General features: G+C 61.1%; 24 protein-coding genes. 16 read left to right on the forward strand and 8 right to left on the reverse strand.

Annotation, left to right across the window (positions count from 1 at the left end; translation table 11 throughout):
• Positions 1-32: 32 nt before the first annotated feature.
• Positions 33-2,177: an ATP-dependent DNA helicase DinG gene (gene dinG, locus HU743_RS20070; RefSeq protein ID WP_186552024.1), complete on the reverse strand. Its 2,145-nt coding sequence runs from the start codon at positions 2,175-2,177 to the stop codon at positions 33-35.
• Between the two features lie 99 nt (positions 2,178-2,276).
• Between dinG and HU743_RS20075 the strand changes: the two genes are divergently transcribed.
• Positions 2,277-2,741, forward strand: coding sequence for a DUF2269 family protein (locus HU743_RS20075; protein ID WP_186552025.1), 465 nt, complete (start codon positions 2,277-2,279; stop codon positions 2,739-2,741).
• Positions 2,742-2,911: 170 nt separating this feature from the next.
• Here HU743_RS20075 and HU743_RS20080 read toward each other — a convergent pair whose 3' ends face one another.
• The 4 genes from HU743_RS20080 to HU743_RS20095 all read right to left on the reverse strand — a co-directional run bounded on the left by HU743_RS20080 (position 2,912) and on the right by HU743_RS20095 (position 5,613).
• A complete protein-coding gene (locus HU743_RS20080; protein ID WP_186552026.1) occupies positions 2,912-3,670 on the reverse strand; it encodes a collagen-like protein in 759 nt (252 codons plus the stop codon).
• A complete protein-coding gene (locus HU743_RS20085; protein ID WP_186552027.1) occupies positions 3,663-3,944 on the reverse strand; it encodes a DUF1145 domain-containing protein in 282 nt (93 codons plus the stop codon). Before HU743_RS20085 ends, HU743_RS20080 begins: the two co-directional genes overlap by 8 nt.
• A gap of 160 nt (positions 3,945-4,104) precedes the next feature.
• A complete protein-coding gene (locus HU743_RS20090; protein WP_186621163.1) occupies positions 4,105-4,827 on the reverse strand; it encodes an OmpA family protein in 723 nt (240 codons plus the stop codon).
• Positions 4,828-4,917: 90 nt separating this feature from the next.
• Complete coding sequence (locus HU743_RS20095) at positions 4,918-5,613, reverse strand: OmpA family protein (RefSeq protein ID WP_186650786.1); 696 nt, start codon at positions 5,611-5,613, stop codon at positions 4,918-4,920.
• 199 nt (positions 5,614-5,812) lie between these two features.
• On the opposite strand from HU743_RS20095, the gene HU743_RS20100 reads away from it, so the two are divergent.
• The 4 genes from HU743_RS20100 to HU743_RS20115 all read left to right on the forward strand — a co-directional run bounded on the left by HU743_RS20100 (position 5,813) and on the right by HU743_RS20115 (position 7,614).
• Positions 5,813-6,310 (forward strand): DUF6231 family protein, encoded by a 498-nt coding sequence (locus HU743_RS20100; RefSeq protein WP_186650788.1) that lies wholly within the window; start codon positions 5,813-5,815, stop codon positions 6,308-6,310.
• 4 nt (positions 6,311-6,314) lie between these two features.
• Positions 6,315-6,791, forward strand: a complete 477-nt coding sequence (locus HU743_RS20105) for a YchJ family protein (protein ID WP_186650790.1) — start codon at positions 6,315-6,317, stop codon at positions 6,789-6,791.
• 122 nt (positions 6,792-6,913) lie between these two features.
• A complete protein-coding gene (locus HU743_RS20110) occupies positions 6,914-7,408 on the forward strand; it encodes an LEA type 2 family protein (protein ID WP_186650791.1) in 495 nt (164 codons plus the stop codon).
• Positions 7,405-7,614: an SEC-C metal-binding domain-containing protein gene (locus HU743_RS20115; RefSeq protein ID WP_186650794.1), complete on the forward strand. Its 210-nt coding sequence runs from the start codon at positions 7,405-7,407 to the stop codon at positions 7,612-7,614. Before HU743_RS20110 ends, HU743_RS20115 begins: the two co-directional genes overlap by 4 nt.
• Positions 7,615-7,698: 84 nt before the next feature.
• On the opposite strand, the gene HU743_RS20120 is transcribed toward HU743_RS20115, so the two are convergent.
• Positions 7,699-8,256 carry a cysteine hydrolase family protein gene (locus HU743_RS20120; RefSeq protein WP_186650796.1) on the reverse strand — a complete coding sequence of 186 codons (558 nt, stop codon included), beginning with the start codon at positions 8,254-8,256 and terminating at the stop codon, positions 7,699-7,701.
• Between the two features lie 198 nt (positions 8,257-8,454).
• On the opposite strand from HU743_RS20120, the gene HU743_RS20125 reads away from it, so the two are divergent.
• From HU743_RS20125 to pdeM, 10 genes are all read left to right on the forward strand, one after another.
• Positions 8,455-10,905: a penicillin acylase family protein gene (locus tag HU743_RS20125; protein WP_186650798.1), complete on the forward strand. Its 2,451-nt coding sequence runs from the start codon at positions 8,455-8,457 to the stop codon at positions 10,903-10,905.
• Between the two features lie 188 nt (positions 10,906-11,093).
• Positions 11,094-12,128: a ligase-associated DNA damage response exonuclease gene (locus HU743_RS20130; RefSeq protein ID WP_186650800.1), complete on the forward strand. Its 1,035-nt coding sequence runs from the start codon at positions 11,094-11,096 to the stop codon at positions 12,126-12,128.
• The gene (locus tag HU743_RS20135) at positions 12,125-13,813 is read left to right on the forward strand and encodes an ATP-dependent DNA ligase (protein WP_186650801.1); all 1,689 of its coding nucleotides are present in this window, start codon (positions 12,125-12,127) and stop codon (positions 13,811-13,813) included. Before HU743_RS20130 ends, HU743_RS20135 begins: the two co-directional genes overlap by 4 nt.
• A 575-nt stretch (positions 13,814-14,388) precedes the next feature.
• On the forward strand, positions 14,389-15,171 hold the full coding sequence (locus HU743_RS20140) for a transporter substrate-binding domain-containing protein (protein WP_186552422.1): 783 nt from the start codon (positions 14,389-14,391) through the stop codon (positions 15,169-15,171).
• Positions 15,172-15,227: 56 nt separating this feature from the next.
• On the forward strand, positions 15,228-15,956 hold the full coding sequence (locus tag HU743_RS20145) for an ABC transporter permease (RefSeq protein WP_186636680.1): 729 nt from the start codon (positions 15,228-15,230) through the stop codon (positions 15,954-15,956).
• Positions 15,953-16,663, forward strand: a complete 711-nt coding sequence (locus HU743_RS20150; RefSeq protein WP_186621176.1) for an ABC transporter permease — start codon at positions 15,953-15,955, stop codon at positions 16,661-16,663. Before HU743_RS20145 ends, HU743_RS20150 begins: the two co-directional genes overlap by 4 nt.
• A gap of 12 nt (positions 16,664-16,675) precedes the next feature.
• Complete coding sequence (locus tag HU743_RS20155; protein ID WP_186650803.1) at positions 16,676-17,794, forward strand: succinylglutamate desuccinylase/aspartoacylase family protein; 1,119 nt, start codon at positions 16,676-16,678, stop codon at positions 17,792-17,794.
• 13 nt (positions 17,795-17,807) lie between these two features.
• Positions 17,808-18,572: an ATP-binding cassette domain-containing protein gene (locus tag HU743_RS20160; protein ID WP_186636675.1), complete on the forward strand. Its 765-nt coding sequence runs from the start codon at positions 17,808-17,810 to the stop codon at positions 18,570-18,572.
• Between the two features lie 103 nt (positions 18,573-18,675).
• Positions 18,676-21,165, forward strand: coding sequence for a ligase-associated DNA damage response DEXH box helicase (locus tag HU743_RS20165; protein WP_186650805.1), 2,490 nt, complete (start codon positions 18,676-18,678; stop codon positions 21,163-21,165).
• Positions 21,162-21,818, forward strand: coding sequence for a ligase-associated DNA damage response endonuclease PdeM (pdeM, locus tag HU743_RS20170; RefSeq protein WP_186650807.1), 657 nt, complete (start codon positions 21,162-21,164; stop codon positions 21,816-21,818). Before HU743_RS20165 ends, pdeM begins: the two co-directional genes overlap by 4 nt.
• Before the next feature lie 45 nt (positions 21,819-21,863).
• Here the strand turns inward: pdeM and HU743_RS20175 are convergent, their stop codons facing one another.
• Together HU743_RS20175 and dcd are read right to left on the reverse strand one after the other, a co-directional pair.
• Complete coding sequence (locus tag HU743_RS20175; RefSeq protein WP_186650809.1) at positions 21,864-22,070, reverse strand: hypothetical protein; 207 nt, start codon at positions 22,068-22,070, stop codon at positions 21,864-21,866.
• A 107-nt stretch (positions 22,071-22,177) separates the two neighbouring features.
• The gene (dcd, locus tag HU743_RS20180; RefSeq protein WP_007904652.1) at positions 22,178-22,744 is read right to left on the reverse strand and encodes a dCTP deaminase; all 567 of its coding nucleotides are present in this window, start codon (positions 22,742-22,744) and stop codon (positions 22,178-22,180) included.
• Positions 22,745-23,099: 355 nt separating this feature from the next.
• Here dcd and HU743_RS20185 point away from each other — a divergent pair, with 355 nt between their 5' ends.
• Positions 23,100-23,309, forward strand: a complete 210-nt coding sequence (locus HU743_RS20185; protein WP_002554837.1) for a cold-shock protein — start codon at positions 23,100-23,102, stop codon at positions 23,307-23,309.
• Positions 23,310-23,382: the final 73 nt, after the last annotated feature.

The following is a 23,382-nucleotide window of genomic DNA, read 5'->3' on the forward strand; positions in this document are numbered from 1 at the left end:
CAGCGCGGCGGGCCAAACGGCCCACCGGTGCCTCAGGATATTTCACGACGGAAAGGCGGCAACGCGTTGAGGATCGCCTTGCCGTAGCGCTGGGTGACCAGACGCCGATCGAGCAAGGTGATGGTGCCGCGGTCTTCTTCGGTACGCAGCAGGCGGCCGCAGGCCTGGACCAGTTTCAGCGAGGCATCGGGCACGGAGATTTCCATAAACGGATTGCCGCCACGGGCTTCGATCCACTCCGACAACGCAGCTTCGACCGGATCGTCCGGCACCGAGAACGGGATCTTGGCGATTACCACGTGTTCGCAGTAAGCCCCCGGCAAGTCGACGCCTTCGGCGAAACTGGCCAGGCCGAACAGCACGCTGGAATCACCGCCATCGACCCGCGCCTTGTGCTTGTTCAGGGTTTCCTGTTTCGACAGGTTGCCTTGAATGAACACTTGCTTGCGCCAGTCACGGTCGAGGCCGTCGAACACGTCCTGCATTTGCTTGCGCGAGGAGAACAGCACCAGCGTGCCGCGCGAACCTTCGACCAGATCGGGCAGCTCCCGGATAATCGCCGCTGTGTGGGCGGCCGCATCGCGCGGGTCGGCCTTCAGATCCGGCACGCGCAACACACCGGCATCGGCGTGATGGAACGGGCTGGGCACCACCGCCGTGACGGCTTTTTTCGGCAGACCGGCGCGCATGCGGAAACGGTCGAACGTGCCTAGCGCGGTCAGGGTCGCCGATGTGACGAGACACCCGTAAGCGACGTTCCACAAACTGCGGCGCAGGGTTTCGGCAGCCAGAATCGGACTGGCGTTGACTTCGATGTCGAACAGCGAACCGCTTTCCGCCAGGGTCAGCCAACGCGCCATCGGCGGGCTGTCTTCCGGGTCTTCGGCGGTAAATGCGGTCCACAGTTCCCAGTTGCCGGAGGCACGCGACAACAGGCTGCCGAACAGTGGATACCATTCTTCGGCCTGATTGCTGGCGATGCCGATGTTGACCTCGCCATCCATGCCTTCCTTGAGCAGGTCGGTCAGGCGGGTGAACAGGTCGTTGAGGCGCGAATAGCCTTTTTTCAGCTCGATGCCCATCTCTCGCATATGCTCGGGAATCACCCCACCCACGAAGCGATGGCGCGGGCGCTCGCGCCCCTCGACGTCTTCACCGGGCTTGAAATCGGCGATCTGTTCGCAGGCGCTGAACATGAACTGCTGCTGGGTCTTGATCTCTCGCGCCAGCTCCGGCACCTGCTCGATCAACTTGCCGAGATCGCCGGGCAACGGATGCTGGGCCAGCAGTTTGGTGAGGTTCTTGGCGGTGGTTTCCAGCCAGTCGGCGGTGGAACGCAGGCGCGTGTAATGGGCGAAATGGCCGATGGCCTTGTCCGGCAGATGGTGACCTTCGTCGAACACGTAAATGGTGTCGCGCGGGTCCGGCAGCACGGCACCGCCGCCCAAGGCCAGGTCAGCGAGGACCATGTCGTGGTTAGTCACGATCACGTCAACCTTGCCCATGCCTTCGCGGGCCTTGTAGAAGGCGCACTGGCCGAAGTTCGGGCAATGGCGGTTGGTGCACTGGCTGTGATCGGTGGTCAGGCGCGCCCAATCGGCATCCTCCAGCGCGTTCGGCCAACTGTCGCGGTCACCGTCCCACTTATTGCCGGCGAGTTTCTCGATCATGCTGGTGAACAGCTTCTGACTGGCTTCATCCACCTCGATCTTGAAGCCTTCTTCTTCGAACAGCTGCGCGGTGGCCGTCTGCGCGTGGCCTTCCTGCAACAGCATGTCGAGTTTGGACAGGCACATGTAGCGGCCACGCCCCTTGGCCAGGGCAAAGCTGAAATTCAGCCCGCTGTTGCGCATCAGGTCGGGCAAATCCTTGTAGACGATCTGTTCTTGCAGGGCCACGGTCGCGGTGGCAATCACCAGACGCTTGCCCGCCAGTTTCGCCGTGGGGATCGCCGCCAGGCTGTAGGCCACAGTCTTGCCAGTACCGGTGCCGGCCTCGACCGCGACAATCGCCGGGTCGCCACTGCGCCGGCCTTCGTCGTCGGTGTCGATATCCCCGAGGACTTTAGCGATCTCGGCGATCATCAGGCGCTGGCCGTAACGCGGTTTGAGGCTCTTGGCCTCTAGAAAACGCGAATAGGCGCCCTGGATCGTGGTTTTGAGTTCAGTGCTGATCATTGAGTGTCGGGCGCTAAAAACGCTGGATAAATTTTCAGTGGTTTGATTCGGCGGCTATCATACCCCGCGAATCGATCCTGCGCAGAACGGAGTAACCCAATGACACCTTTTAGCCTCGTTTATCCCCTGCATGTCCTCGCCGCGCTGGTCTGGGTCGGCGGCATGTTTTTCGCCTGGATGGTCTTGCGCCCAGCGGCTGTGAAGGCCCTCGACGGCCCCGCTCGCCTGACCTTGTGGGTGGAAGTGTTTCAAGGTTTTTTCCGCTGGGTCTGGGTCGCGGTGATTCTGCTTCCGATCAGTGGCGTGGGCATGCTGCATCTGCAGCAGGTCGGGTTCGAGACCGCGCCGAAGTACGTGCAGGTCATGATCGGTTTGTATGTGGTGATGACCGCACTGTTTATCCGCATTCAGGGGCTGATGTTGCCGGAACTGCGCAAAGCGGTGGACGCAAAGGACTGGCCGGCGGGCGCGGCAGTGCTGGGTCGGATACGGCGGGTGGTGGGGCTTAATTTGCTTGTCGGGTTGGTGCTGGTGGCAGTGGCTGCGGCGCGGCCCATGTTCTGAGGTGTCGAGACAAACACTGACTGTGGCGAGGGAGCTTGCTCCCGCCGGGTTGCGAAGCAACCCAAATCAGTTGCCGAGTTTAACCGGAAGGGGCGCGCTGTCTGATTTCAGGGCCGCTGCCCGCCCCAGCGGGAGCAAGCTCCCTCGCCACAGATTGAAAGTGCTGTTCTTTAGAGGCGCTGCACAGTCACAGCCCCAGCCGCGCCCACCGGCCCGGGCTGGCCGTCCGCCCCCGCCTTGCCGTTCTTGCCGCCATCGGCGCGGTACACCAGGCAGCCCTTGGACTTGCCACCCTTGCCAGCCTTGCCGCCAACACCCGCGGGGCCACCGGCACCGCCGGCCACATTGACCTTGATCAGATCCGCCGGGAAATCGCGCGGTATTTCCAGGCGTACCAGTGCGCCCGGAGCGCCCGGTTGCCCGTCGCTGCCGTCACCGCCATCGGCACCGTGACCGGCCGAACCATACGTGCAGCCCGGATCTTCGCCGTTGCCACCGTCAAGCCCGACGAACCCCGGCGCACCGGTGCCGCCCCGCGCGTCGATTGACAGCAGCGGCGCGTTCAGCGCCTTGAATTGCAGATTCAGGTTGCGCCCGGCACGCGCGGCTTTTTCATAGGTGCCCGGTGCACCGCGGGCAGTGATCTGGCTGCCATCGCTCAATTCGGCACGCTTGACTCTCACCTCCAGCGCCTGTTCAGCCGGAACAATGGCGATACGCGCCTCATGGCCCAGACGCAGTTCATCGACGTTCAGTTCCGTCACGTTCGAGGGGATCAGCAGAGTGCCGTAATCGGCGACTTCCAGCTTTTCCAACTGCAAGGTGCTGGCCGTGTTGGGCAGGCGCATCAAGGAATTGGTTTCAACGCTGACGACCTGAGCACAGGCCAGGGGGCTGATGAATGCAACGAGCAAGCAGAGTTTACGCATGGGAAGAAGCCTGCGGAGCGGCCGGGGCCGGGAGGGTTTGCAAATGGAAAACGCCGAACAGCAGGATGCGGCCACGGTCGCGCCAGGGATGGGGGCGGCCCTTGAGGCTGCGATTGCACAGCAGCACTTCGAGCACATGGATCAGCAACAACAGACCACCGGCCAGATTGACCAGCAGGTGCAGCGGATGGACAAACGGCACCAGTTGATTGACCAGCACCACGCCGCAGAACAGCAGGGTCAGTAAACGGCCCAGCCCCCAAAACAGTTTCATACGCGCCCCCGTGTTGCGAATTATTCTTTGCGCGCACAGTAACGGCTTCTGCGGGGGATAAGCCAGAGGGGAAAACGAAAAATCTGCAAATGCCGGCCAAACGGCTGCCGGGTCGACGATATCTCCCCGGCAGCTCTAGCCTGCGGACTACAGACCCGTCCTAACGATTGATATGGAGTTCCACGCGGCGATTTTGCGCGCGTCCTTCGTCAGACGCGTTATCGGCCACCGGTTCGCTTTCACCGCGACCTTCGCTGGTCAATTTGTCCGGCGCCAGGCCCTGGCTGAGCAGATAAGCCGCCACGCTGCTCGCGCGACGCTCCGACAACGCCTGGTTGTAGGCATCCGAACCTTTGCTGTCGGTATGGCCAATCACTTTGATGCTGACCACATCGGCATTGCGCAGCTTGTCCATCAGGGTGTCGAGCTGGGCTTTCGCTGCTGGCGTCAGGTCAGACTTGTCGAAATCGAACAGCACGTTGCCCGCATCGCTCAAAGTGATCACTTCACTTTGCGGCGCCGGCTCGGCCGGTTTCTCAGCGACCGGATATTGCGGCAACGGGCAACCGCGGTGATCGACTTCGGTATTTTCCGGCGTATCCGGGCAACGGTCGCGGCGATCGAACACGCCGTCGCTGTCTTCATCGCCATCCTGGGCGTAACAGATCAATCCGCCGGTGACGATGCCCAGCGCTGCGCCGCCGCCGGCCCAGCCCGCACTTTCGATAGCGCCAAGCCCGCCGCCGACCAGTCCGCCCAACAGACTGCAGATCGGCCATGTACGTTGATTGAGGGGTGCAGTGCCATCGCTGTGCGTGGCGCAACCGGTAAGCAAGCTGCCAAGCAGCAGCACCGGCAAGACGGACCTTGCGAAAACAGTCATGGTGAAAGCTCCTGTGTCACCGGCCCATACCGGTTACACAGGAGTAAAGACCCGCATCCGCGACTGCACAAGCCGCGGATGCGAGAGGTTTCAACGGACGATTTTGATTTCGGTACGACGGTTCTGTGCGCGGCCGTCGGCAGACTTGTTATCCGCCACCGGCTGGCTTTCACCCAGGCCCGACACCGAAACGAAGCTGGCGCGCGGCACACCTTGCTGGATCAGGTATTCCACCACCGAATGCGCGCGACGATCCGACAGTTTCTGGTTGTAGGCATCGCTGCCCACGCTGTCGGTATGACCGGTCACGGTCAATTGCGCAGTGGAAGATTCCTGCTTCAGGCGCGTGGCGACTTTGTCGAGCACTTGCTTGTCGGGACCGGTCAGGGTGGCTTTGTCGAACTGGAAGTGCACATCACGGATGACAATCGTCTCTTCCTTGACCACTACCGCTTCTTCAATCACTGGCGCAGGCGTCGGCGGTGGGCAGCCGTCGGCGTCGACCTGCACGCCTTTAGGCGTGCCCGGGCACTTGTCGCGACTGTCCGGCACGCCATCGCCGTCTTCGTCGCCATCGCCATGCACCCAGCAATAGGCCGCTGCCGTACCGCCGACCAGCAACGCACCGTAGCCGGCCCACGCCGCACTTTCCGTCGCGCCGAGACCGGCACCGACCACACCGCCGACCGCCGCACAGGTCGGCCAGTCGGTTTTCTGCAAACCTGCGCAACCAGTCAACACACTGGTTAGCAGAACCAAGGGTAATGCTGTCCGAACTATGCTCATCTAGTTTTCTCCTGAGGGATCGGCTTAAAACCGATTCAGGGAGTAAAGACCGGAGTTTTAATCTCCGCCAGCAATAGGCCACCGCTGTTTGCGACCGTGTTCATAGGCGTTTGCCTCTTTTAATGAAAAACCACCCTAGCGGGCGCTTTGCCGGCGCAGGCTGGCAGGCTAGTCTTGGCGGTCTGACTGAGGAGCTTCGATGAACGTCGCCATTTCTCCACGCACGCCGCAACAGGCGTTGGCCGCTTTGCTGGACCGCTACGCCCCGGCTCGACTGTTATTGATCGGCGCCAGCGAATTCCCGGCCTTGAGCGCGTTCAAGGACGCGCACCCCAACAGCCTGGTCGCCCACGCCGCGCCCGGTGCGTTGCCCACCGAACTGGCGGCGCAGCGCTTCGACCTCGCACTGGTGGTCGATTGCCTGGAACATTTACCCAAGCGCGACGGCCTGAATCTGTTGGGCGGTATTCGTAATCTCAACGCCAGCCGCATCGCCGTGCTGGCCGACCTGGCGGCCAGTGGCTGGCAGGAGACCGACTTCTATTCGCTGGCGCTGCAAGCGAGCGAACGCTTTCAACGCGACGACCAGATGCTGACCCTGTTCACCTACGATCTGCTTGACTACAAACAAGTCCCAGACTGGCTCAACTCGCGGTTCTGGGCCAATCCGGAAAACTTCGGGAAATATTGGTGGTAATGCAATGAGTACAGCCATTTGCCCGTGCGGCAGCGGCAATCTGCTGGAGGCCTGCTGCGGCCATTATCACGAAGGCCATCCGGCGCCTTGCGCCGAAGCCTTGATGCGTTCGCGCTACAGCGCTTATGTGCTGGGACTGATCGATTATCTGGTGGCGACCACCCTGCCCGCCCAACAGGCCGGTTTGAACAAGCAATCGATCAGCGACTGGAGCGCGCAAAGTACCTGGCTGGGCCTTGAGGTGGAAAGTTCGGAGGTCTTCGGCGGCCAGCCGGAACACGCCTTTGTCACCTTCACTGCGCGCTGGCACGACAGCCAGGGCGAGCACAGTCATCGCGAGCGTTCTTCGTTCGTGCAGAACGCCGGGCGCTGGTATTTCATCGACCCGACAGTGCAAATGAAATTGGGGCGTAATGACAGTTGCCCGTGTGGCAGCGGGCAGAAATTCAAGAAGTGCTGTGCAGGTTACTTCGGCGTTTAAAGGACAAGATCAAAAGATCGCAGCCTGCGGCAGCTCCTACACAGCATTTGCGTTCACTCTGTAGGAGCTGCCGAAGGCTGCGATCTTCTAGCGTCTAGACTGGCAACAAAGGGAGTACAACCATGCTTGGTCGTCGACGCACATTCCATCTTTTGTTCCTCATGCTGATCCTCAACCTTGGCGGCTGTGCCTCGTGGTTCAGCGATGACAGCGTCGAGCCCGCCGTGCATCTGGTGAACGTCGAAGTGGTGCGCGCCAAGCTGCTCGAACAGAAGTTCATCCTGCACTTTCGCCTCGATAACCCCAACGACAGCGACCTGACGGTGCGCGGGCTGGAATACCGCATTCATCTGGCTGATATCCTGTTGGCCGAGGGCGAGCATGAACACTGGTTTACCGTCGGACCGAAGCGCAGCGCTTATTTCAAGGTGCCGATTCGCACCAACCTGTGGCCGAAGATCAAAGACATGGTGAAAATGCTGAAAAACCCCAATCAGCAAATTCCCTATCGATTGCAGGGGGAGATGGAAACCGGTTTATTCATCGCCCACTACGTGCACCTTGAGCGCAATGGCGTGATAATCCCCGCCGATTTAATTCCGGAGCAACACCGATGACTCAACAACCTCATGTCCATGGCCCTGATTGCAACCACGATCATGACCATCATCACGGTCACGACCATGACCACGGCCACGTACACGGCCCGAACTGCGGCCATGCCCACCAGGAACCAGTGCGCAACGCCCTGAAAGACGTCGGCCGCAACGATCCTTGCCCGTGCGGCAACGGCAAGAAATTCAAGAAGTGCCACGGCGCTTGATGCCCTTGGCGGAGATCTTCTTCGCCTGACAGGCCGCCTTCGCGAGCAGGCTCGCGAAGGCGCCGGCCCATTCACCACAAAACGTCAGCCCGCCGCCAGAATCCGTGCACAATCGACCACCGTCGCATACTCCCCATGCAAATTCCCCAGCGACATTGCGTGCACCTCTTCAGCGGTACGCGGTGTGCCGAAATAATCGGCCTTGTCGAAGGTAAAACACGCATCCTCCGCCACCCACGCGTCGAACCCCAGATTGCCCGCGGTACGCGCCGTCGATTCCACCGAATTGTTTGTGGCCACACCGACGATCACCACTTGCCCGATCCCCGCTTCGCGCAACCGCCCTTCCAGACGCGTCGCACAAAATGCATCTGGCACGGCTTTCTGGATCAGCCATTCGCCGTCCTGCGGCATAAACCGCGGCTGAAAGTCCACCCCGGACTGCTCTGGCCAAAACACTGAATCCGGCGAGCGCGATAAATGCTGCACATGAATCACCGGTCGCCCGGTCCGGCGCCACAGCGCCAACAGTTCCAGCATGTTTTCTTCAGCGTGAGGGTTATTCCGACGGCCCAGGCGCGGATGGAGGATGCCCTTCTGCTGGTCGATGATGATCAGTGCGGCGCTGGCCTGCAGTTCCATGGCGATATTCTCATGCGAGGTCTGGGGGTTTTCCGTAGTTCAACATCTCAGCTTTCCCACAGGCAACTGCAAAGCCTCTGACCGATCAGCCGACAACTGCACAAATAACCACTCGCCCCGCTTGCGCAGCCCTCGCCCGCTCACTAACGTAGCGGCTTTATTGCGCCCCCAGCCTTATACCCCCGCAGGAGCTTCGCCATGGCCTCGCCAGCCCTTACACATTTTCTTCCCCGGTTCGGCGTTGCCGCAGCAGTGGCCGGTGTTTTGGGCCTGTCCGGGTGCCAGACCTGGAACGCTCAGGACAGCCTGCCACCGACCGCCGGCGTGCAACCGCTCAAGGGTCTGGCGCAGAACGTGTCGGTGCGACGCAATGCCATGGGCATGCCGTTGATCGAAAGCAACAGTTTCCATGACGCGCTGTTCAGTCTCGGCTACGTCCACGCCAGCGACCGCATCAACCAGATGGTCACCCTGCGGCTGTTGGCGCAGGGCCGACTGGCGGAGATGTCCGGCGCCTCGATGCTCGATGCCGACCGTTACATGCGCGCCGTCAACCTGAAGAAAAGCGCCGGCGAGTTGTACAAGGCGTCGTCGCCACGGCTCAAGCGCTTTTTCGAAGTCTATGCGCGGGGCGTCAATGCCTACCTGTTCCGCTACGCCGACAAGCTGCCGGGCGACCTCGCCGCCAGCGGCTACAAGCCGGAATACTGGAAGCCGGAAGATTCGGCGCTGATTTTCGCCCTGCTGAACTTCAGCCAGTCGGCCAACCTGCCGGAGGAAATTGCCTCGCTGGTGCTGGCGCAAACCGTGACCAGCGACAAACTTGCCTGGCTGTCGCCGTCCGCACCGGACGAAAACCTGCCACTGGCCGAGGCCGACAAACTGCAAGGCGTCAAGCTCAACGGGCAAATCCCCGGCTTGAGCGAACTGAGCAGCGCCAGCCAACAACTGTCGGCGCTGAACCTGCTCGGCACGCCGACTGCGAACAACTGGGCGATCGCCCCGCAACGCAGCCGCAGCGGCAAGAGCCTGCTGGCCAGCGACGCCCATGGGCCGCTGGCCGCGCCGTCGCTGTGGAGCTTCGTGCAGATCCGCGCACCGAAATATCAGGCGGCGGGCGTGACGATTGCCGGTTTGCCGATGGTCCTCGGCGGCTTCAACGGTAAAGTCGCCTGGAGCATGAGCAGCGTACTCGGTGATAACCAGGACCTGTTTCTGGAAAAAATCCGTCGTCAGGGCAGCAGCCTGACCTACGAGGTCAACGGCAAATGGCAGCCGCTGGGCGTGCGCAACGAAACCTATTTCGTCAAAGGCCAGCGGCCGATTCGCGAAGCGGTGTACGAAACTCACCATGGCGCGCTACTCAACAGTGCGCAGGCAGCGGCGCAAGGCAGCGGTTTCGGCCTGGCCTTGCAGATGCCGAGTTTCACCGATGACAAAACCCTCGACGCGTTCTTCGACCTGACGCGCGCGCAAAACGTCGAGCGTGCTTCCGACGCGAGCCGCGAGATCCGCGCCATCACGCTGAACCTGGTGTTCGCCGATGCGAGCAATATCGGCTGGCAAGTCACCGGACGTTTCCCCAACCGCCGCGAAGGCGAAGGCCTGCTGCCCTCGCCGGGCTGGGACGGTCGTTACGATTGGGACGGCTACGCCGACCCGATGCTGCACCCCTACGATCAGGACCCGGCCCAAGGCTGGCTCGGCACGGCCAACCAGCGCGTCATCCCGGACGGTTACGGCATGCAGCTGTCGAAATCCTGGGCGGCACCGGAGCGTGGCGAACGCCTGGCCGAACTGGCCGGCAGCGGCAAGCATGACAGCCGCAGCGTCATCGCGATGCAGTACGACCAAACCACTACTTTCGCCACCAAGCTGAAAAAAGTCTTCGAATCTCCAGGCATGAAGCAGCCGCTGAAACAGGCGATCGATAGCCTGCCGGAAGCCGAGCGCAGCAAGGCCCGCGAAGCCTTCACGCGCTTGATGGCGTTCGACGGCAAGCTCAGCCCGACCTCGGCGGATGCGGCGCTTTATGAATTGTTTCTGCAGGAAAGCATGAAGCAGATTTTCCTCGACGAACTGGGGCCTGAGTCCAGCCCGACGTGGAAAGCCTTTATCGCCAGCGGCGATCTGTCTTATGCGGCGCAGGCCGATCATCTGCTTGGCCGCGAGGACAGTCCGTTCTGGGACGACGTTCGCACGCCGCAGAAGGAAGACAAAACCGTGATACTGGCCCGCAGCCTGGCGGCGGCGATTACTGCAGGCGACAGTCAATTGGGCGGCGATCACCGCGCCTGGCAGTGGGGCAAGTTGCACAGTTATGCCTGGAAAAACAGCAGTGGCCAGACCGTGCACGGGCCGCTGGCAGCGGGTGGCGATCACACCACGCTGAACGCCTCGGCGTTTGCCTGGGGTCAGGATTTCGCCACAACGCGGGCGCCGTCGATGCGTTTTATCGTCGACTTCGGCCAGAGCGAACCGCTGATGGCGCAGAACGGTACGGGGCAATCGGGCAATCCGCTGAGTCCGAACTACCTGAATGGTATCAATGCGTGGCTGAAGGGGCAGTACATCGGTCTGCCGATGCAGCCGCAGAACTTTGATCGGGTGTATGGCAAGAGTCGTTTGACCCTGACTCCCGGTAAATAGATCAACAGCTCCCCTGTAAGAGTGAGCCTGCTCGCGATAGCGATCTGACCGCCGAATTGAAGCGTCAGACACAGCGCCATCGCGAGCAGGCTCACTCCTACAGGGGTTTGAGTCGTCCCGGAAAACCAATCGAACTTCCCGCCTCACCCCAGCCTCATATTTAACAAGCCCTCCATTGCGGTCACGACATGGATCTTGTTATTGCCCGACCCGAAGGTCTGTACTGCCCCGCCGGGGATTTCTATATCGATCCGTGGCGGCCGGTCGAACGTTCGGTGATCACCCATGCCCACGGCGATCACGCGCGCAGCGGCAATCAGCATTACCTCGCCAGCAGCGCCAGCGAAGGCATTCTGCGCGCACGGCTGGGCCAGGACATCAATCTGCAAACCCTTGATTACGGTCAGCGCCTGAGCCATCAAGGTGTCACCCTGAGTTTTCATCCGGCCGGCCATGTGCTCGGTTCGGCGCAGGTGCGCCTGGAATATGGTGGCGAAGTCTGGGTCGCGTCTGGCGATTACAAGGTCGAGCCGGACGGCACCTGCGCGCCATTCGAACCGGTGCGCTGCCACACCTTCATCACCGAATCGACCTTTGGCCTGCCGATTTACCGCTGGCAACCGCAGGCGCAGATTTTCGACGAAATCAATCAGTGGTGGGCCGCCAATATCGCCGCCGGCAAGGCCAGCGTGTTGTTCTGCTACTCATTCGGCAAGGCCCAGCGGATTCTCCATGGCATCGACGAAAGCCTCGGGCCGATCCTCAGCCACGGTGCGGTGGAACCGCTCAACCGGGTTTATCGCGAAGCCGGCGTGTATCTACCGCAAACCCTTTACGCCGGCGATGTGAAAAAAACCGACCCGATGATGCGTCAGGCCTTAATCATTGCCCCGCCCTCGGCGGGCGGCAGTAGCTGGATGCGCCGTTTCGGCGATTTCAGTGATGCTTTCGCCAGCGGCTGGATGCGCCTGCGCGGTACTCGCCGGCGGCGTGGTGTGGATCGCGGCTTTGTCTTGTCTGATCACGCCGACTGGCCCGGCCTGCTCTGGGCGATCAACCAGACCGGCGCAGAACGGGTGATGGTCACGCACGGTTCGATCGGCGTGCTCGTGCGTCACCTGCGCGAACAGGGCCTGGACGCACAAGGCTTCAACACCGAATACGGCGATGACGAAGAGGACAACATCGCCGTCGAGCCCACCGTTACCGAGACGTCCGCATGAAAGCTTTCGCCGAGTTGTACGCCGAACTCGACGCGACCACGTCCAGCAACGCCAAACTGGCGGCGATGCAGGCGTACTTCGCCCAGGCTGCACCGGAAGATGCCGCGTGGGCGGTGTACTTCTTGTCCGGCGGGCGCCCACGGCAGCTGGTGCCGGTGCGTATTCTGCGCGAGCTGGCCGTCGAGGTGTCCGGGCTGCAGCCATGGTTGTTCGAAGAGAGCTATCAAGCGGTCGGCGATCTGGCCGAGACCATTTCTCTTGTGCTGCCGGAGAATTCGCACAGCTCCGAGGCCGGTCTCGCCGAATGGATCGAAGACAAACTGCTGCCACTGCGCGGCGAAAGCCCTGAATACCTGGCGCGGCAACTGCCGGCGTTGTGGGCGCAACTGGACCGGCCCAGCCTGATGCTGTGCATCAAACTGATCACCGGCAGCTTCCGCGTCGGAGTATCGAAACTGCTGGTCACCCGCGCGCTGGCGTCGATGGCCGGGCTGGACAGCAAACGCGTGGCCCAGCGTCTGGTCGGTTACACCGATCTGTCGAACCGACCCAGCGCCGCCAGTTACCTGAAACTGATCGCCGCGGAATCTGCCGACGAGCATGCCCAACGTGGCGGTCAGCCCTACCCCTTTTTTCTCGCCCACGCTTTGTCGCAACCGGTCGAGGAGTTCGACGCGTTGCTCGGGCCCGCCAGCGACTGGCAGGTGGAATGGAAGTGGGATGGCATCCGCGCCCAAGTGGTCAAGCGTGACGGCAAGTTGTGGGTGTGGTCGCGTGGCGAAGAACTGGTGACCGAGCGTTTCCCTGAGTTCGATGTGCTGGTGCACGGTTTGCCCGACGGTACGGTGATCGACGGCGAAATCGTCGTGTGGAAAAGCACCCATCCAACCACCGAAGATGCCTTCGACCCGCAATCCAGCGAGCCGCCGGCGGTGCAACCCTTCGCCCTGCTGCAACAACGCATCGGCCGCAAGACCCTCGACAAGAAAATCCTCGATGAAGTGCCGGTGGTGGTGCTTGCCTACGACCTGTTGGAATGGCAGGGCGAAGACTGGCGCAACCAGCCTCAAGTCAAGCGTCGTGCGCAACTTGAGCAGGTGATCGCGCGATGCAACAGCCCGGTGCTGCTGCCCTCCCCTGTATTGACCGGAGAAGACTGGCTCGACCTCGGCCGCCAGCGCGAAGCGTCACGCAAACTCGGCGTCGAAGGCATGATGCTCAAGGCGCGCGATTCGCTGTACGGCGTCGGTCGGACCAAGGACATGGGCGTGTGGTGGAAATGGAAGGTCGACCCGTTCAGTGTCGATGCGGTATTGATCTATGCCCAGCGCGGGCATGGCCGCCGCGCCAGTCTGTACAGCGATTACACGTTTGCCGTGTGGGACGGCCCGCCGGAGTCGAGCCAACGCACGCTGGTGCCGTTTGCCAAGGCGTATTCGGGCCTGACCGACGAAGAAATGCGCCAGGTCGACAGCATCGTGCGCAAAACGACGGTGGAGAAATTCGGTCCGGTGAGCAGCGTGAAACCCAGCCTGGTGTTCGAATTGGGCTTCGAAGGTATCGCCCTTTCGCGCCGGCACAAGAGCGGAATCGCCGTGCGTTTCCCGCGGATGCTGCGCTGGCGCAAGGACAAAACCGTGGAAGAAGCCGACAGCCTCGCCACCCTGCAAGATCTGCTCGCCTGACCCATTCTCGATGGCCCTGTGGCGAGGGAGCTTGCTCCCGCTCGACTGCGCAGCAGTTGCAAAACCTGCAACCCAAGTCTGTCAGGCAAAAACGCCTGGGAGTGCTTCGCCCTCCAGCGGGAGCAAGCTCCCTCGCCACAGGGAATCGCAGTCCTGAGCTCAGGGTTTGATCCAAAGCGGTGCACCGAAATCGCAACGCCGTTTCCGGGCGTTGATGGCACAGCGAACCCCTGTGGCGAGGGAGCTTGCTCCCGCTCGACTGCGCAGCAGTTGCAAAACCTGCCGCCCAAGTCTGTCAGGCAAAACGCCGGGGAGTGCTTCGCCCTCCAGCGGGAGCAAGCTCCCTCGCCACAGGGAATCGCAGTCCTGAGCTCAGGGTTTGTTCCAAAGCGGTGCACCGAAATCGCAACGCCCGTTTCCGGGCATTCAATCGTCCTCCTGCCTCCCCGCTCAACCTTTTAAAACACTTGTTCGGGACTCTGGTTCGGAAATTGCTACTTTCTATAGGTCGTAAGCGTTGCAGTAACAATAATTCTGCGCCACAAGCGCTCATATTGGTTCTTAGGGATTGAATAATGAAAAAAGCATTGCTGACCCTTTCTGCACTGGCGTTGTGCATGGCCGCCGGCTCCGCGCTGGCCAAGGAATACAAAGAGCTGCGCTTTGGCGTCGACCCTTCGTACGCACCGTTCGAGTCGAAAGCGGCCGACGGCAGCCTGGTCGGGTTCGACATTGACCTGGGCAACGCGATCTGCGCCGAATTGAAGGTCAAGTGCAAGTGGGTCGAAAGCGACTTCGACGGCATGATTCCGGGCCTCAAGGCCAACAAATTCGATGGTGTGATCTCGTCGATGACCGTGACCCCGGCCCGCGAAAAAGTCATCGACTTCTCCAACGAGTTGTTTTCCGGCCCGACCGCGTACGTATTCAAGAAGGGCTCCGGCATCACCGCTGATGCCGCCTCGCTGAAGGGCAAAACTGTCGGTTATGAGCAGGGCACCATTCAGGAAGCCTATGCCAAAGCCGTGCTGGACAAGGCCGGCGTGAAAACCCAGGCCTACCAGAACCAGGATCAAGTGTATTCCGACCTGACCTCCGGCCGTCTCGACGCTGGCATCCAGGACATGCTGCAAGCCGAGCTGGGCTTTTTGAAGTCGCCAAAAGGCGCCGATTATGAAATCAGCCAGCCCGTGGACAGCGAATTGCTGCCGTCGAAAACCGCGATCGGTATCAAGAAAGGTAACACTGAGCTGAAAGCACTTTTGGATAAAGGTATCAAAGCGTTACACGACGACGGCAAGTACGCCGAGATTCAAAAGAAACACTTTGGCGATCTGAATTTGTACAGCGGCAAATAATGCTCCGGCGCCCATCCACGATGGGCGCCTTTTCCATCCGCTCAGGTTGCTGATTTATGTTCGAAACCCTCCTGCAAAATCTGGGGCTTGCCTCCTTCAGTCTGCACGGCTTCGGCCCGTTGCTGCTGCAAGGCACCTGGATGACCATCAAATTATCGGCGATGTCGCTGCTGGTGGCCGTGTTGCTCGGTCTGCTCGGCGCCAGTGCCAAACTGTCGAAAGTCAAACTGGTGCGCCTGCCCGCCCAGCTCTACACCACGCTGATTCGCGGCGTGCCGGACCTGGTGCTGATGCTGCTGATCTTCTACAGCCTGCAAACCTGGCTGACCACGCTGACCGATTACATGGAATGGGAATACATCGAGATTGACCCGTTCAGCGCCGGCGTGCTGACGCTGGGCTTCATCTATGGCGCCTATTTCACCGAAACCTTCCGCGGAGCCATCCTCGCCGTGCCCCGTGGTCAGGTCGAAGCGGCCACCGCTTATGGTCTTAAACGCGGCCAGCGCTTTCGCTTCGTGGTGTTCCCGCAAATGATGCGCTTCGCCCTGCCGGGCATCGGCAATAACTGGATGGTCATGCTCAAGGCCACCGCGCTGGTGTCGATCATCGGCCTGGCCGATCTGGTCAAGGCTGCGCAGGACGCGGGCAAAAGTACCTATCAGCTGTTCTACTTTCTGGTCCTTGCGGCGTTGATTTACCTGCTGATCACCAGTGCTTCGAACTTCATTCTGCGCTGGCTCGAACGCCGCTACGCTGCCGGCGCCCGGGAGGCCGTGCGATGATCGAACTCTTGCAGGAATACTGGAAAGCCTTCCTTTATACCGACGGCCAGAACATCACCGGACTGGCGATGACGATGTGGCTGCTGAGCGCCTCGATCTGCATCGGCTTTATCGTCTCGATTCCGCTGTCGATCGCCCGCGTCTCACCGCACTTCTATGTTCGCTGGCCGGTGCAGTTCTACACCTACCTGTTCCGTGGCACGCCGCTCTATATCCAGCTGCTGATCTGCTACACGGGGATCTACAGCCTCGCCTCCGTGCGCGAACAACCGATTCTCGACAGTTTCTTTCGCGATGCGATGAACTGCACGATCCTCGCCTTCGCCCTCAACACCTGCGCGTACACCACGGAGATTTTCGCCGGAGCGATTCGCAGCATGAACCACGGCGAAGTCGAAGCGGCCAAGGCGTACGGCCTGACCGGCTGGAAATTGTATGCCTACGTGATCATGCCGTCGGCGCTGCGCCGCTCGTTGCCTTATTACAGCAACGAAGTGATTCTGATGCTGCACTCGACCACGGTGGCTTTCACCGCGACCATCCCCGACATCCTGAAAGTCGCTCGGGACGCCAACTCGGCGACCTTCCTGACGTTTCAGTCGTTCGGCATCGCCGCGCTGATCTACCTGACCATCACCTTCGCCCTGGTCGGCCTGTTCCGCCTCGCCGAACGCCGCTGGCTGGCCTTCCTCGGCCCGACTCACTAGGACTCTTTTGCAATGCGCCACAAGATTCATGACTTGCTGGCCCCGCTGCCGGGGACCGCACGGCAGATTCACAGCTTTCACTTCGGCCCGGAGCAGGCCAAGGGCAAGGTTTATATCCAGTCCTCGCTGCATGCCGACGAACTGCCGGGCATGCTCGTCGCCTGGCACCTCAAGCAACGCCTGGCGGAGCTGGAAGCGGCCGGCCGCCTGCGTAGCGAAATCGTGCTGGTGCCGGTAGCCAACCCGGTCGGCCTCGAACAAGTGCTGATGGACGTGCCGCTGGGCCGCTATGAGCTGGAGAGCGGGCAGAACTTCAATCGCTGGTTCGTCGACCTCAGTGAAGAGATCGGCAACGCCATCGAAGGCCAACTGAACGACGACCCGCAGCACAACCTCGAGCTGATTCGTGCCTGCCTGCGCCACGCGCTCGCCCGCCAGACGCCGACGACGCAATTACAGTCTCAGCGCCTGACCCTGCAACGCCTGGCCTGCGACGCCGACATGGTGCTGGACTTGCACTGCGACTTCGAATCGGTAGTGCATCTTTACACCACGCCTGAAGCGTGGCCGCAGGTCGAACCTCTGGCGCGCTACATCGAATCCCGGGCGAGCCTGTTGGCCACCGATTCCGGCGGCCAGTCGTTCGACGAATGCTTCACCCTGCTGTGGTGGCAATTGAAAGAACGTTTTGGCGAGCAGTTCGAGATTCCGCTGGGCAGCTTCTCGGTCACTGTCGAATTGCGCGGTCAAGGTGACGTCAACCATCCGATGGCCAGTCGCGACTGCCAGGCACTGATCGATTATCTGGTGCAGTTCGACGCCATCGTCGGCGAAACCAAACCGCAACCACCGCTGCCATTCCCGGCCACGCCGCTGGCCGGCGTGGAACCTGTGACCACACCGGTCGGCGGCCTGCTGGTGTACTGCGCGGCGCCCGGCCAATACCTGGAAGCCGGACAGCAGATTGCCGAAATCATCGACCCGATCCACGACAAGGTCACCCCCATTCATTGCACCGCCGCCGGCCTGCTGTATGCGCGCTCGCTGCGGCGCATGGCCACTGCCGGCATGGTCATCGCCCACGTCGCGGGCGCCGAAGCCTATCGCAGCGGCTACCTACTTTCGCCTTGAGGATGCTCGTCCCATGTACAAACTGACCGTTGAAGGCCTGCACAAAAGCTATGGCGATCATCAGGTGCTCAAAGGCGTTTCGCTCAAGGCCAGAACCGGCGACGTGATCAGCCTGATCGGCGCCAGCGGCTCGGGCAAAAGCACCTTTTTGCGCTGCATCAACTTTCTCGAACAACCCAACGACGGCGCCATGAGCCTCGACGGCCAGGCGATCCGCATGGTCACCGATCGCCACGGCATGCACGTCGCTGACGCCGATGAACTGCAACGCTTGCGCACGCGGCTGGCGATGGTGTTCCAGCATTTCAACCTGTGGAGCCACATGAGCGTGCTGGAAAACATCACCATGGCCCCGCGCCGGGTGCTGGGCTGCAGCAAACAGGAGGCCGAGGACCGCGCCCGCCGGTATCTGGACAAGGTCGGCCTGCCGGCGCGGGTTGCCGATCAATACCCGGCCTTTCTTTCCGGCGGTCAGCAGCAACGCGTGGCCATTGCCCGGGCGCTGGCGATGGAGCCGGAAGTGATGCTGTTCGATGAACCGACCTCGGCGCTGGATCCGGAATTGGTGGGTGAGGTGCTGAAAGTGATTCAAGGCTTGGCCGAGGAAGGCCGGACGATGATCATGGTCACGCACGAGATGAGTTTTGCGCGCAAGGTGTCCAGCCAGGTGCTGTTTCTGCATCAGGGCCTGGTGGAAGAAGAAGGTGCGCCGGAAGAAGTGCTGGGCAACCCGAAAAGCGAACGTCTCAAACAATTCCTCAGTGGCAACCTGAAATAACGCCATACACACTCCTACAGGGGTCGGGGCAAGCCAAAAAGTTAAACTTGTCCGCCCGCTTCGCTGTCTCTGAAACAACCCCTCCAGAGCGCACGCAGCCGGCATGGCGAGATCCCCCGACCACGCAAAAACCTGGTTCAAGGCCCGCGACTGGAAGCCGTTTGCCTTTCAGAAACAGGTGTGGGCGGCGGTGAAAAACGGCGAATCCGGAGTGCTCCACGCCAGCACGGGCGCCGGCAAGACTTACGCGGTGTGGTTTGCCGCGCTCAATCGCTTCGCCCGCGGACAAGCACCAGCGGCCACGCCGCGCAAGCGCAAACCGCCGGCCGAACCGCTGACCGTGCTGTGGATCACGCCCATGCGCGCCCTCGCCGCCGACACTGCGCGCGCCTTGCAGGCACCGGTCGATGATCTGCAACTGCCATGGAGCATCGGCTTGCGCACTGGCGACACCAGCAGCAGCGAACGCGCGCGTCAGGGCCGGCGCCTGCCGACCGCACTGATCACCACGCCGGAGAGCCTGACGCTGTTACTTGCCCGAGCCGATGCTCGCACGGCGCTATCGACCTTGCGCATGATCGTCGTGGATGAATGGCACGAGCTGCTCGGCAACAAACGCGGCGTGCAGTTGCAACTGGCCCTCGCCCGCCTGCGCCAGTGGCAGCCTGAACTGATCGTCTGGGGCGTTTCCGCCACCCTTGGCAATCAATCCCACGCTGAGCAAGTACTGATCCCACAGGGCGGCGGTATCAGTGTTCAGGGCAAAAACGAAAAAAACCTGCTGGTCGACACCCTTCTCCCGCCGGCCATCGAGCGTTTTCCCTGGGCCGGGCATATCGGTCTGAAGATGCTGCCGCAAGTGGTGGCCGAACTGGACGCTTGCGCCAGCAGCCTGATGTTCACCAACACCCGGGCGCAATCGGAAATCTGGTATCAGGCACTGCTTGAAGCGCGGCCGGATTGGGCCGGACTGATTGCCTTGCACCACAGTTCGCTGTCGCGCGAGACCCGTGACTGGGTCGAACAGGCCTTGAAGGACGGACAGTTGAAGGCCGTGGTGTGTACCTCAAGCCTGGACTTGGGTGTGGATTTCCTGCCGGTCGAGCGCGTGCTGCAGATTGGCTCAGCCAAAGGCGTCGCGCGTCTGATGCAGCGCGCCGGGCGCTCCGGCCATGCACCGGGGCGCACGTCGCGCGTGACGCTGGTGCCGACCCACAGCCTGGAGCTGATCGAAGCGGTTGCGGCTCGTGATGCCGTCGAGCAACGCCGCATCGAACCGCGCCTGTCGCCGCAAAAGCCTCTGGATGTACTGGTGCAACATTTGGTCAGCATGGCCCTTGGCGGTGGGTTTATTCCTCAAGATTTGTACGAAGAAGTCCGTGGCGCCTGGGCCTACCGCGATCTGACACCTGCCGATTGGGCCTGGGCGCTGGCTTTCGTACGCCATGGCGGGATGTCGCTGACGGCTTACCCGGATTACCGCCGGGTCGAACCGGATGAACATGGCGTCTGGCGGGTGCCGGATGCTCGTCTGGCGCGACGCCACCGAATGAGCATCGGCACCATTGTCAGCGACGCGAGCATCAATCTGAAGTTCTGGAGCAAGGGTGGTGGGGGTAAACAGTTGGGCAGTGTCGAGGAAGGCTTTATCGCTCGACTCAAACCCGGCGATGGCTTCCTCTTCGCTGGCCGCCTGCTGGAACTGGTACGGGTGGAGAACATGACCGCCTACGTCAAGCGCAGCACCGCGAAAAAAGCCGCGGTGCCGCGCTGGAATGGCGGTCGCATGCCGTTATCCAACGAACTGGCCGAAGCGGTGGTTGCGCGTTTCAGCGCGGCAGCCCGCGGTCAGTTTGCCGGCCCGGAAATGCAGGCGCTGCGACCGCTGCTGGAAACCCAGATGCGTTGGTCCGGCTTGCCTACCAGCGAGAACCTGCTGGCCGAGGTGCTGAAATCCCGCGAGGGCTGGCACCTTTTCCTCTACCCGTTTGCCGGACGTCAGGTACATCTGGGGCTGGCGAGTCTGCTGGCATGGCGGGCCAGCCAGCGCCAGCCGGTTACCTTTTCGATAGCGGTGAATGATTACGGGCTGGAACTGCTCAGCGCCACGCCGCTGGATTGGGCGACGCATCTCGATGCACGACTGTTCAACGCCGAGGACCTGTTGCCGGATGTGCTCGCCAGCCTCAATGCTGGCGAGCTGGCGCTGCGCCGTTTTCGCGAAATTGCACGCATTGCCGGACTGGTGTTCGCCGGTTATCCCGGTGCACCGAAAAGCACCCGCCAAGTGCAAGCGTCGAGCGGCTTGTTCTTCGAGGTGTTCAAACAATACGACGCCGACAACCTGCTGCTGGCGCAGGCCGGGGAAGAAGTCCTGCGCGAAGAGCTGGATATTCGTCGCCTGGAACAGACATTGGAACGCATCAAGCGGATGAAAATGGACGTGCATCAAGTTAAACGTCCTACCCCGCTGGGATTCCCCCTGCTGGTGGAGCGGATGCGCGAAAGCATGAGTTCGGAAAAACTCGCGGACAGGATCAGAAGAATGGTTGGAGATCTGGAAAAAACCGCTGACAAGGCGCAGTCAGCATGAGCGCGGCGTACCCGGTGCGTCTGGCAGGCGAAGAACTGTGGCTGCTGCCGGAGAAGGCGTTGTACTGGCCAGCGCAGGAGGCCCTGCTGATTGCCGACGTGCATTTTGGCAAAGCAGCGGCCTATCGCAGCCTTGGTCAGCCAGTGCCGCATGGCACCACTGCGAGCAATATCGCGGTGATCGACGCGCTGCTGGCGAGGCTGCCGTGCCGCCAGTTGATCTTCCTCGGGGATTTTCTCCACGGCCCGGGCTCGCATGCGCCGGCCACGCTGGGCGCGTTAGCCGAATGGCGAGTTCGGCACACCGCGTTGCCGATGACGCTGATTCGCGGCAATCACGACAAGCGCGCCGGCGATCCACCAGCCTCGCTGAACATTCGTGTAGTGCCCGAGCCCATGCTGCTGGGGCCGTTCGCCTTACAGCACGAGCCGGACCCGCATCCGGAGCGACACGTCCTCGCCGGGCACGTACACCCCGTTTATCACTTGCATGGCAAGGGACGGCAACGGCTAAGACTGGCATGCTTCAGGCTGGGCGAACAGGTCAGCCTGCTACCGGCCTTCGGCGCGTTCACTGGCGGCTATGCGGTCGAGCGGGACGACACGTGCAGGATTTTTGTCATCGGTGACAACGAAATATGGCCCGTCAACTGAAGTCCTCACCGACCTCGATAGACGAGCCATCGACCTACAGGCAAATCAGGCGACAGGCGCCGGAGGCGGTTCGTCCGGCAGCGTCGGCTCACCCGGTTCGGTCGGCTGTTCGTTGGGAGTATCGGGACCGGGCTGACCCGGCACACCGGACAGGTTCAAAGACGGATTCGCCAATAACGACCAGGCCAGGACGCCTATCTGATTGGGCTCAAGCCTTGCCAGTTCAGCGCTGATTCGCGGATCGATCTTCATAGGGCACTCCTCATTGAAGGCCCGTATTTGTCTGTAACAAAAACGGGCAGTACACCCCATAGAGTGTCTGCCCGCCAAAGAATTCCCGACGCCCGTCGGATGGCAAATCAGGTACGCGGCAATGTCACGCCACGCTGGCCCTGGTATTTGCCGCCACGATCCTTGTAGGACACTTCGCATTCTTCATCGGACTCGAGGAAGAGCATCTGCGCCACGCCTTCATTGGCGTAGATTTTCGCCGGCAGGTTGGTGGTGTTGGAGAATTCCAGGGTAACGTGACCTTCCCACTCAGGCTCGAGCGGGGTGACGTTGACGATGATGCCGCAACGCGCGTAGGTGCTTTTACCCAGGCAGATGGTCAGCACATTGCGCGGAATGCGGAAGTATTCAACGGTGCTGGCCAGCGCGAAGGAGTTCGGCGGAATGATGCAGACATCGCTGTGAATGTCGACGAAGCTGCCGGCATCGAAATTTTTCGGGTCGACAATGGCCGAATTGATGTTGGTGAACACCTTGAAGTGGTTGGTGCAACGCACGTCGTAACCGTAGCTCGACACGCCGTAGGAAATCACCCGGCTGTCGTCGCTGCCGCGCACTTGGCGCTCGACGAACGGTTCGATCATGCCGTGTTCCTGCGCCATGCGGCGAATCCACTTGTCCGATTTGATGCTCATGGCGGGTTTGTCCTGAATAGCGAGGTGGAAAAATTCTGTCCGGCATCTTACCGGGCGCGCCGCCGCGTTCAAAGTGCACATCGCAATTCTCGGCGAACACCCCGTAATTACGCGTTCTGGCGACGAACTGGCAGACCGTCGATCCCGAAATCAGAGAAACCTTCGCAAGAACCATTGGCACGTTCCTGAAAAAGGGTTAAGGTGGCGTCACTGTGTTGCTTGTGTCACTGAGAATCTCTACACGATATGTTGAATTTCGATCCAACCATCTACAAGAATTTTTCCTGCTCTTTGCACTCAGTCTCGGCCAGGGTTCTTCCTGAGTCGCAGTTATCTTTGTTCAAGGAGTTACACCATGTCTAATCGCCAAACCGGTACCGTTAAGTGGTTCAACGATGAAAAAGGCTTCGGCTTCATCACCCCACAATCCGGTGACGACCTGTTCGTTCACTTCAAAGCTATCCAATCCGACGGCTTCAAAAGCCTGAAAGAAGGCCAACAGGTTTCTTTCATCGCTACCCGCGGTCAGAAAGGCATGCAAGCTGAAGAAGTACAAGTTATCTAACTTGTAGCTTCTTTAGAAAAGAGCCCCGCCCTCAAAAGCGGGGCTTTTTTGTGGGCGCCTGTTTTTTCATGGC

The sequence above is a fragment of the Pseudomonas sp. SWRI99 genome, from assembly GCF_014270125.1.
GTDB lineage: Bacteria > Pseudomonadota > Gammaproteobacteria > Pseudomonadales > Pseudomonadaceae > Aquipseudomonas > Aquipseudomonas hamedanensis.